The 9323-nt window shown below is 36.9% G+C and carries 11 protein-coding genes and 2 tRNA genes; 12 read left to right on the forward strand and 1 reads right to left on the reverse strand.

Features of this window, described 5'->3' with window-relative positions; translation table 11 throughout:
* Positions 1-181 precede the first annotated feature (181 nt).
* The 7 genes from ACPLVF_RS11660 to ACPLVF_RS11690 all read left to right on the forward strand — a co-directional run bounded on the left by ACPLVF_RS11660 (position 182) and on the right by ACPLVF_RS11690 (position 5742).
* Entirely contained in the window at positions 182-658 is a 477-nt protein-coding gene (locus ACPLVF_RS11660; protein WP_424907997.1) for a CarD family transcriptional regulator, read from the forward strand.
* A 136-nt stretch (positions 659-794) separates the two neighbouring features.
* The gene (locus ACPLVF_RS11665; protein ID WP_424907998.1) at positions 795-1880 is read left to right on the forward strand and encodes a PIN/TRAM domain-containing protein; all 1086 of its coding nucleotides are present in this window, start codon (positions 795-797) and stop codon (positions 1878-1880) included.
* 35 nt (positions 1881-1915) lie between these two features.
* The gene (gene ispD / locus ACPLVF_RS11670) at positions 1916-2617 is read left to right on the forward strand and encodes a 2-C-methyl-D-erythritol 4-phosphate cytidylyltransferase (RefSeq protein ID WP_424907999.1); all 702 of its coding nucleotides are present in this window, start codon (positions 1916-1918) and stop codon (positions 2615-2617) included.
* A gap of 5 nt (positions 2618-2622) precedes the next feature.
* Positions 2623-3096 carry a 2-C-methyl-D-erythritol 2,4-cyclodiphosphate synthase gene (ispF, locus tag ACPLVF_RS11675; RefSeq protein WP_424908000.1) on the forward strand — a complete coding sequence of 158 codons (474 nt, stop codon included), beginning with the start codon at positions 2623-2625 and terminating at the stop codon, positions 3094-3096.
* Between the two features lie 291 nt (positions 3097-3387).
* Positions 3388-3930: a serine O-acetyltransferase EpsC gene (gene epsC, locus ACPLVF_RS11680; protein ID WP_424908001.1), complete on the forward strand. Its 543-nt coding sequence runs from the start codon at positions 3388-3390 to the stop codon at positions 3928-3930.
* Positions 3927-5330 (forward strand): cysteine--tRNA ligase, encoded by a 1404-nt coding sequence (cysS, locus tag ACPLVF_RS11685; RefSeq protein ID WP_424908002.1) that lies wholly within the window; start codon positions 3927-3929, stop codon positions 5328-5330. Before epsC ends, cysS begins: the two co-directional genes overlap by 4 nt.
* A 16-nt stretch (positions 5331-5346) precedes the next feature.
* A complete protein-coding gene (locus ACPLVF_RS11690; protein ID WP_424908003.1) occupies positions 5347-5742 on the forward strand; it encodes a Mini-ribonuclease 3 in 396 nt (131 codons plus the stop codon).
* Here ACPLVF_RS11690 and thyX read toward each other — a convergent pair.
* The gene (thyX, locus tag ACPLVF_RS11695) at positions 5702-6874 is read right to left on the reverse strand and encodes an FAD-dependent thymidylate synthase (protein WP_424908004.1); all 1173 of its coding nucleotides are present in this window, start codon (positions 6872-6874) and stop codon (positions 5702-5704) included. The genes ACPLVF_RS11690 and thyX overlap by 41 nt on opposite strands.
* A gap of 106 nt (positions 6875-6980) precedes the next feature.
* Between thyX and rlmB the strand changes: the two genes are divergently transcribed.
* The 5 genes from rlmB (at position 6981) to ACPLVF_RS11720 (ending at position 9266) form a co-directional block, all read left to right on the forward strand.
* Entirely contained in the window at positions 6981-7739 is a 759-nt protein-coding gene (rlmB, locus tag ACPLVF_RS11700; protein ID WP_424908005.1) for a 23S rRNA (guanosine(2251)-2'-O)-methyltransferase RlmB, read from the forward strand.
* Positions 7723-8241 (forward strand): NYN domain-containing protein, encoded by a 519-nt coding sequence (locus tag ACPLVF_RS11705; protein ID WP_424908006.1) that lies wholly within the window; start codon positions 7723-7725, stop codon positions 8239-8241. The genes rlmB and ACPLVF_RS11705 overlap by 17 nt, the downstream gene beginning before the upstream one ends.
* Before the next feature lie 76 nt (positions 8242-8317).
* Positions 8318-8962, forward strand: coding sequence for an RNA polymerase sporulation sigma factor SigH (gene sigH / locus ACPLVF_RS11710; RefSeq protein WP_424908007.1), 645 nt, complete (start codon positions 8318-8320; stop codon positions 8960-8962).
* Between the two features lie 137 nt (positions 8963-9099).
* A tRNA-Tyr gene (locus tag ACPLVF_RS11715) sits at positions 9100-9185 on the forward strand.
* Between the two features lie 5 nt (positions 9186-9190).
* Positions 9191-9266: transfer RNA gene (locus ACPLVF_RS11720), tRNA-Gly, on the forward strand.
* Positions 9267-9323 lie beyond the last annotated feature (57 nt).

The following is a 9323-nucleotide window of genomic DNA, read 5'->3' on the forward strand; positions in this document are numbered from 1 at the left end:
TATTGCAATAAATAAGTGATAAAAATTAAAAAAATGGTACAAAGCAAAAAGCTCAGCCAAAAAAATAGATTGACATATGTATGGATTATATAGTATAATATAAAATTTACTTGACATGCAATAATTTTTGTGTTATTTATTATTCAAGGAGTAATTTATTGGGTCCCAGGAGGGCTACAAAATGTTCAATATAGGAGACAAAGTAGTTTATCCTATGCATGGTGCAGGTATAATAGAAGCTATTGAAGAAAAAGAGATTTTAGGGGAAAAGCATAAATATTATGTGATGAGAATACCCCTTAACAATATGAAAATAATGATTCCTATAAATAATGTAAAAGAAATAGGTATTAGGCAGGTAGCAGGTGATGAAGAGATTGAAGAAGTATTCAAAATTTTAAAAGGCGCAAAGAGTAAAATGCCTACCAATTGGAACCACCGCTACCGCGCAAACCTCGAAAAGATAAAAAGCGGAAATATATTTCAAGTAGCTGAAGTTGTGAGGAATCTTTCTATAAGGGAAAGAGAGAAAGGCCTTTCAACAGGTGAAAGGAGAATGCTGGAAAACGCAAAACAGATTCTGATAAGCGAAATAGTGCTTTCTAAGAACATAGATGCAGAGGATGCCAATAGGTTAATAGAGCAGGCCTTTAATTAAAAGGGCTTTTATGCCCTAATTTTTTGCCAAAAAATGGTATGACCATGGAATTATAAAAAAATATATTATATAATGAGAATATAAGAAAAAATAGAGAAAAATTCGGCAATACTTTATAGTAGGAGGTGATAAAGCAGTGATTTACAGGATAATAAGAGCAATTCTATTGATTTTGGGGCTTGGAATGGGTTATGAAATAAGCTTTTTACTGTTTAAATTAAATGATATATTTAATTTTATAAATATAAACTTAAATGCGAAAATAATTGTTCATATTATTTTTGCTTTATCTGGAGGTGCATTATTTTTCCTTATAAGTCCTAAATTGATAGAAACGGGAGAAAAGTCTCGGGCTTTCATAGAAAACAAACTTAAAAAAACACCTATGAGAGACTTAATATATGGATTTTTTGGCTTATTAATGGGACTTATAATAGCTAATTTATTTTTAAGGGCTTTTCTGAGCATCCCGTGGATAGGAGCATATCTGCCCATTATTGCAAATATTTTGCTCGGCTATCTTGGAGCAAGCATTGCAATTAACAAAAAAGAAGAATTGTCAAATCTTGTTCCCTTTTCTTATATTACTCATAAAAAAAATCAGGCGCCTACTATTGTAAACTGGATAAAACCTAAAATCTTAGACACCAGTGTGATTATTGATGGAAGAATTGCCGATATTTGCCAGACTGGATTTATTGAAGGTCCGGTGATAATACCCAGATTCGTCTTGGAAGAGTTGAGGCATATTGCGGATTCATCTGATGTTTTAAAAAGAAATAGGGGCAGAAGAGGCTTAGATATATTAAACAAGATGCAAAAAGAATTAAATATTGACATTGAAATTTACGAAGGAGATTTTGAGGATTTAACTGAAGTAGACAGCAAACTGGTTAGGCTTGCACAAATACTCGATGGTAAAATTATAACCAATGATTTTAATCTCAATAAGGTTGCAGAGCTTCACAAGGTACCTGTTTTGAATATCAATGAACTGGCAAATGCGGTAAAACCTGTTGTTTTACCTGGAGAGGAAATGGTGGTGCAGGTTATTAAAGATGGGAAAGAATCGGGACAGGGAGTTGCCTATTTAGATGATGGAACTATGATTGTGGTGGATGGAGGTAAAAAGCATATAGGAGAGACAATTGGAGTTATAGTTACCAGCGTGCTTCAGACAGCTGCTGGCAGGATGATATTTGCAAAACCAAAGTCTATGTAGTCAAAGTCCATTGTAGTCTTTATGAGGTGAATACAATGTATGTATCGGCGATAATTGCTGCCGGCGGCAAGGGGAAAAGGATGAATTCAGCAAAAAGTAAGCAGTATTTACCTTTAAAAGGTTTTCCTATCCTTTACTATACACTGACGGTTTTTGAAACCTTAAAAGAAATAGACGAGATAATCCTTGTCGTAGGAGGGCAGGATGTAGAATTTGTAAAAAAAGAAATTATTAATAAATACAAATTTAAAAAGATAAAAGTTGTAGAAGGTGGTTTTGAACGCCAGGATTCGGTTTATAACGGTTTGAGGAGCTGTGCCCCTCAAACCGATATTGTTGTTATACACGATGGGGTTAGGCCTTTTATTACTCATAAATTAATTTTGGAAAGCATTGAAGCGGCTAAAATATACAATGCTGCAGGAGTTGCAGTGCCTGTTAAAGATACTATAAAGATAGTGGAAGATGGATTTATTAAGACTACTCCCGACAGAAGGAAGCTTTTTGCCATTCAAACCCCCCAGACCTTTAAATACGGGCTGATATTAGAAGCTCATGAAGCGGCAAAAAAAGAAGGTTTTTACGGCACAGATGATGCAGTTTTAGTAGAAAGGTTGGGAGTCAAGGTTAAAATAATAGATGGATCTTATGAAAATATAAAAATTACCACCCCGGAGGACATTATTATCGCTGAAGCCTTTTTGAACCTTGGTTTTGGCGAATTTCAAAAGAGGTGATTTGCGTGAGGGTAGGAATAGGTTATGATGCCCACAGGTTGGTAGAAGGTAGGAAATTGATTATAGGGGGGGTTCATATACCTTTTGAAAAAGGTCTTTTGGGGCACTCCGATGCGGATGTTCTTGTACATGCAATAAATGATGCCCTCTTAGGAGCAGCCTGCTTAGGAGACATAGGGAAACATTTTCCTGACACGGATCCCAAGTATAAGGATATAAGCAGCCTTGTGCTTATGAAAAGGGTAGCTGAGCTTTTGAAAAATGAAGGTTTTGGTATAGTTAATATAGATTCTGTTATTGTTGCAGAAAGGCCAAAATTTGCCCCTTATATAGAAAAAATGCGCGAAAACATAGCCTCTGCATTGGGTATTCAAAAGGATAAAATAAGTATTAAGGCTACAACCACCGAAGGCATGGGCTTTGAAGGGAGAGGAGAAGGAATCTCCGCAAAAGCCATTTGCCTTATAAAAAAAATATGATTTATGATAAAATTTGTTGACATTTTGAGTGGAATTTAATATTATAAATAACAAAAATTAAATATAAATGCTATGAAGGAGAAGAAAGGTCCAGTAATACCTCATACAGAGAGGGATTGTCAGCGGCTGAGAGCAGTCCTATGAGGTAGGGCCATGTGCGCTCCTGAGCATTTTATCGCAAAGAGCGATAAAGCAGAGTGGGACCGCGAACCCTTCGCCTCTGGGACGAAGGGTTTTTTGTTTTCCATAAAAAGAAAAAAATGTATAAATTGGATGCAAGGAGGCGAAAAAATGGGTATAATAGAAGAGGCTAAGCTAATAATGAAAAAGGATAAGGCAGCAAAAAGCCTTTTGGAGGTTATCCTCTGTTATCCCGGTCTGCATGCACTTATATTTTATAGATTAGCTCACAAATTCTATTTAAAGAAGATGTATTTTATTGCAAGGTTAATTTCTAATTTGGGGAGATTTTTTACCGGGATTGACATTCATCCGGGAGCAAAAATCGGAAAAGGGCTTTTTATCGACCATGGTATTGGTGTTGTGATAGGAGAAACGGCAGAAATCGGAAATAATGTTACCATTTATCACGGAGTAACCTTAGGAGCTACGGGCAATGAAACTAATGTAAAAAGGCATCCTACCGTTGAAGATGACGTAGTTATCGGCGCAGGTGCTAAAATCTTAGGGCCTGTCAGAATCGGAAGGGGTGCAAAAATCGGTGCAAATGCGGTTGTGCTGAAGGATGTACCACCTTATACAACAGTTGTAGGTATTCCTGCTGTAGAAGTTAAAAGGAGAACGGGAAAAATACTTAGGGAGGTGAGTACATGAAGATTTACAATACTTTGACAAAGCAAAAAGAGGAGTTCATTCCGTTAAATGGCAATAAAGTAACTATATATACTTGCGGTCCCACAGTTTACGATTTTTTTCACGTAGGAAATGCGAGGGTATTTATAACTTTTGATGTGGTGAGAAGATATTTGAAATACAGGGGCTATGAAGTGGTCTTTGTGCAGAATTTTACCGATATTGATGATAAGATGATAAAAAGGGCTAACGAAGAAGGCATTACTGTTAAGGAATTGGCAGAGAGGTTTATAAAGGAGTATTTTACCGATGCGGCTGCCTTGAAAATTGAAAGGGCTGATGTTCATCCAAGGGCTACCGAACATATTGGAGAGATGATAGAATTAATAGAAAGGCTTATAAAAAAGGGTTTTGCTTATGTGGTTGATGGAGATGTGTATTTTGCAGCCAAGAAATTTAAGGATTACGGCAAACTTTCAGGGCAGAATTTAGAGGAACTGGAGGCAGGAGCACGAGTAGAGCCGGGTGAAAAGAAAAGGGATCCTATGGATTTTGCTCTGTGGAAGGCTAAAAAAGAGGGTGAACCTTATTGGGAAAGCCCTTGGGGCGAGGGAAGGCCGGGATGGCACATAGAATGTTCTTGTATGTCTATGAAGTATCTTGGAGAAACCATTGATATACACGGTGGGGGTTCGGATCTCATCTTTCCCCATCACGAAAATGAGATAGCTCAGAGCGAAGCTGCAACAGGCAAACCTTTTGCAAGGTATTTTATGCATGTTGGGTATTTGAATGTAAATAATGAAAAAATGTCTAAATCTCTCGGTAATTTCTTTACCGTGAGGGAGATTTTAAAGGATTACAATCCAGAGGTATTAAGGCTTTTTATGCTTTCTACCCATTACAGAAGCCCCATAAATTTCAGCAGAGAATTAATGGACCAGGCAAAAAGTGCCTTAGAAAGGCTTTACAATGCTCTATACGCTTTAAAACACTTGGAAGAGGTAACAAAAGACAGGGAATTAGAAGGAGATGAACAGGTTTTATTGGAGAAACTAAAGGGATTAAAACAAAAATTTATAGAATCCATGGATGATGATTTTAATACTGCAGAAGGTTTAGCGGTAATTTACGAGATCGTGAGGGAGGCCAATTCAAACTTAAAGGAAACATCTTCTAAAAGAATAGTATCGTTTACAAAAGAATTGATTTTGGAATTGGGAAGAGTAATGGGGCTCTTTGGCGATTTTGAAAAGGATGAATTACTGGATGAAGAAATTTTAAGGTTAATTGAAGAACGGCAGAAAGCGAGAAAGGAAAAAAATTTTGCTTTGGCGGACAAAATAAGGGATGAACTTAAACAAAAGGGCGTAATATTGGAAGATACTCCTTCGGGGGTAAGGTGGAAGAAAATAAAATAGGAGTGATGTAGTAAAGATGGAAGATATCTCATCACTTGCCCTCGCCTTTGTGGGCGATGCGGTTTTCAATCTTTTTATAAGGACTATGGTTATTAAGACGAAAAAGAAGGTAAGGGATTTACATGTTGAATCAATAAAATACGTTAAGGCCTCAGCACAAGCTGAAATACTTAAAAAATTAGAGGCTTTCCTTACACCTGAAGAAAAGGAAGTGGTAAGGAAAGCCAGAAATGCTAAGGTCAATACCGTACCCAAAAATGCAACTCTTGCTGACTACCACATGAGCACGGGATTCGAAGCCCTTCTCGGTTACCTTTACCTTTCTGGGCAGAATGATAGGTTAAATAAAATCCTTTTGGCCTCCTATGAGGTTATAAAAAATTCTTCTGAGAAGGAAAGCGGCCGCAGCTGAAATCACCTTCAGGGCAGTATCCTAAGGATTCACAAGGCGCTCCAGCCTTTTTAAATAGGTTTGGGGCTATTTTTTTTACTTCTTCAAGCATGAGGTTTGCAAGCTCCCTTATTTCTGATTGGGCTCTGTTGCAGCATCTTAAAGAAAAGAAATTATAAAGGCTTCTTGCATTCATGGTCATAACTATATTGGTCATTGTCCCCATAGGGAGGATATACCTTGCGTCTTCTTTATCAACACCCATATTTACCAATTTTAGGTAGGTTTCTTTTGCTCCTTTTAATCCTTCTAAATAAGTGAAAATTGCGTTTAAGTCTTTTTTAATATCCTGAGGCAAAGTGGAGTAATATTTTCTTTTTATGTATTCTTCCATGTAGGATATGATTGTTTCGAAAAAGCCTTTTAAATTATCGTTAATTTTGAATAGTTTTTCTCTGAAATATAAGTTATAAGAAAAATCGAGGTCTTTATAAATAAATTGGCAAAAATTAATAGCATTTTCACCGTTGAATAGAAGTTTCTTATTTTCTATTTCGAATTTTAAATCTGCTTTTTCAATAACTTCTTTAAATTTTTCGGGAAGCATTAGAAAATTTTCGCCTATTTCAAGGAAGGCATCTGATATTCCTCTTATAAAATGAGAAATATTTTCTTTGATTAGTTCTTCATTATCAAAATTAAGTTCTTCTACATTTATATTTTTTTGTTCAACATAGTTTCCAAGCAATTCTTTAATTTTGCCTGGATTTCTAAACTCAGGGTCAAGGGTTATGCCTTTAATATATGCTAAATTTTCTTTTTGCAACTTTTCTTTTTCTGCTTTTTGATTTACAATTTCCTCCTTAAAAGGATTGTTGTACCTTAAACTTTGAACAGAATACGAGGCTATGCGGTGGCGGGTCAGCTGTGCAAGCAGGGTTCTGCTCACACCTTCTATACCGAAGGTAAAGCTTACATGCTCTATTGGTGAAAGGTGCCCCATACTTATTAATTTTTGTAAAAATTTTTCAACTTTATCTTCACTCATATTTTCCATTATTTCGAAAGGGCTTGAATTAGAATAACAAAGCCTTGCTGCTGCTGCAACGGTTTTTTCAGGGTCAGGGGTGTGGTTTAGGATTTTTACCTTCATGGCCTGTCCTCCCTTGACTTTTGATAAAATTTAAAATATCATTTATAAAAATTATAAAATCTATGGCTAAATTATACCACAAAAAAATGTAATGGGGTGGGTAAGTTTGGAGCAACAAAAATCTATTCTTATAGAGGGCAAGAATTCCGTTGTTGAGGCTTTAAAGGCGGGACGTCCTATAAATAAAATATATATTAGAAAAGGAGATAGATCCTTTTTTCGCCTTTTGCTGGAGCTGGCAAGGGAGAATAATGTTCCGATTGTAGAAGTGGATGAACAGTTCCTGAATAAAATTTCGATAACAAAAAAACATCAGGGAGTAATAGCTAAAGGATCTCCTAAAGCCTATTTAGAGCTTGAGGATTTGATAAGCAAAGCAAAAACTACTTCCCGAGAGCCGTTTATTGTGGTACTTAATGAAATAGAAGATCCCATGAATCTCGGCAACATACTTCGCACCTGTGATTGCATAGGAGCAAATGGTGTAGTTATACCCAAAAGAAGAGCATGTGGTGTCACTCCCACGGTTTTAAAGGTTTCGGAAGGTGCAGGAGAATATGTGGATATTGCGCGGGTCACAAATATAGCATTAACTTTAGAAAAATTGAAGGAAGAAGGGTTCTGGGTTGTTGGTGCGGATATGGATGGAGAATTGTATTATGAAAAGGACTTAACGGGACCGATTGCCCTTGTTGTTGGTGGGGAAGACAAAGGCCTTGGCAGGCTTGTTAAGGAAAAATGTGATTTTTTGGTTAAAATACCCATGATGGGCCATGTTTCGTCTATGAACGCTGCAGTTGCTTTTGCGGTAATTGGCTATGAAGTTGTAAGGCAGAGGATGCTCAAAAATGCTGGAAGGACATGAAGAAATCCTGCTTGTAGATGGGTATAATATAATAAACGCATGGCCCAATCTACAAAGTGCAAAGGAAGTAGATTTAGAAAATGCAAGGCAAAAGTTGATAGATATAATGTGCGAATATTCTGCCCTCACAGGTATAAAGGTAAAATTAGTATTTGATGCCCACATGGTAGAAGGCGGAAAAAGAGTAGTAGAAAGTATTAATGGCATAGAGGTGATTTTTACAAAGGAAAGGGAGACGGCGGATAATTATATAGAAAAAATGGTGGAAATTTATGGCAAAGAATACAGGGTTAGGGTTGCTACCTCCGATTTTTTAGAGCAGAGAATGGTTTTGGGGAAGGGTGCCATAAGAGTATCTGCAAGGGAACTTTATAATGAGGTTAATCAGCTGTTTGAAAGCAGAAGAAAACAAGAAAAAATGAAGAGGGTTCGAAAAGAAACGGTTGCTGATCGATTAGACGAAAATACATTGCAAGCTTTATTAAAGAGAATTAAAGGTTAAGGTTGTCAAGCTTGACTACAGTCTGTGTTTTGAGATATAATTTACTCGTGGCTTATTTAATTTTGGGGGCGATAATGTGAACGTGGGGCTTCAAAGAGAATCCTTTGTGTGTTATGAAGAAATGCAAGATGAAGAGGTGGTGTATGAAGCCCGGAGTGGCAGTAGAGAGGCTCTTGAGTACCTTATAAATAAATATAAAAATTTTGTTAAATCAAAGGCAAGGTCATATTTTTTGGTTGGTGCCGATAAAGAGGATATTATTCAAGAAGGTATGATAGGCCTTTATAAGGCCATAAGGGATTTTAATCCTGATAAGCTCACCTCTTTTAGAGCCTTTGCGGAGTTATGCATTACAAGGCAAATTATCACCGCAATAAAGACTGCCACCCGTCAGAAGCATATCCCCTTGAATTCTTACGTCTCCCTAAATAAGCCGATTTACGATGAAGATTCAGAAAGAACATTGATGGATGTAATTACTGAGGTTAAAATCACAGATCCTGAGGAACTCATAATAAGCAGAGAAGAAGTTGCAGACATTGAAGATAAAATGGGAGAAATTTTGAGCAAGTTGGAGTGGGAAGTTTTGATTTCCTATCTTAATGGTAAATCTTATCAAGAAATTGCAAAAGAATTAAAAAGACATGTAAAATCTATAGACAATGCCCTTCAGAGGGTAAAGAGAAAGTTAGAAAAATACTTGGAAATAAGGAACATTTGATTTTCCTATAGTGTTTTTTAAAATTGTTTTTACAGTGTTTTGAATAATAACTGCAATTTTGTTATATAAGTAAGACAGTAAAGTAGTTTAAAATTCCTGTTGACCAAAGCAACATTTCTTTTTATAATAGAAAACATGGAGAGATTCCCGAGCTGGCCAAAGGGGGCAGACTGTAAATCTGCTGGCGATGCCTTCGGTGGTTCGAATCCACCTCTCTCCACCATTTGTGCGGGAATAGCTCAGTTGGCAGAGCACCAGCCTTCCAAGCTGGGTGTCGCGGGTTCGATTCCCGTTTCCCGCTCCATTTTGCGTCGCGGGGTGGAGCAGTCCGGTAGCTCGTCGGGCTCATAACCCGAAGGTC

Origin of the sequence: Thermovenabulum sp., from assembly GCF_049701175.1 — a bacterium.
In the GTDB taxonomy this organism is placed as follows: Bacteria; Bacillota; Thermosediminibacteria; order Thermosediminibacterales; family Thermosediminibacteraceae; genus Thermovenabulum.

Bases quoted from the DNA above. Each gene is read 5' to 3' on its own strand.
- ACPLVF_RS11690 (WP_424908003.1), top strand. From the start codon at position 5,347: ATGGAAGATATCTCATCACTTGCCCTCGCCTTTGTGGGCGATGCGGTT.
- thyX (WP_424908004.1), bottom strand. From the start codon at position 6,874: ATGAAGGTAAAAATCCTAAACCACACCCCTGACCCTGAAAAAACCGTT.
- cysS (WP_424908002.1), top strand. From the start codon at position 3,927: ATGAAGATTTACAATACTTTGACAAAGCAAAAAGAGGAGTTCATTCCG.
- ACPLVF_RS11660 (WP_424907997.1), top strand. From the start codon at position 182: ATGTTCAATATAGGAGACAAAGTAGTTTATCCTATGCATGGTGCAGGT.
- epsC (WP_424908001.1), top strand. From the start codon at position 3,388: ATGGGTATAATAGAAGAGGCTAAGCTAATAATGAAAAAGGATAAGGCA.
- ispD (WP_424907999.1), top strand. From the start codon at position 1,916: ATGTATGTATCGGCGATAATTGCTGCCGGCGGCAAGGGGAAAAGGATG.
- ACPLVF_RS11705 (WP_424908006.1), top strand. From the start codon at position 7,723: ATGCTGGAAGGACATGAAGAAATCCTGCTTGTAGATGGGTATAATATA.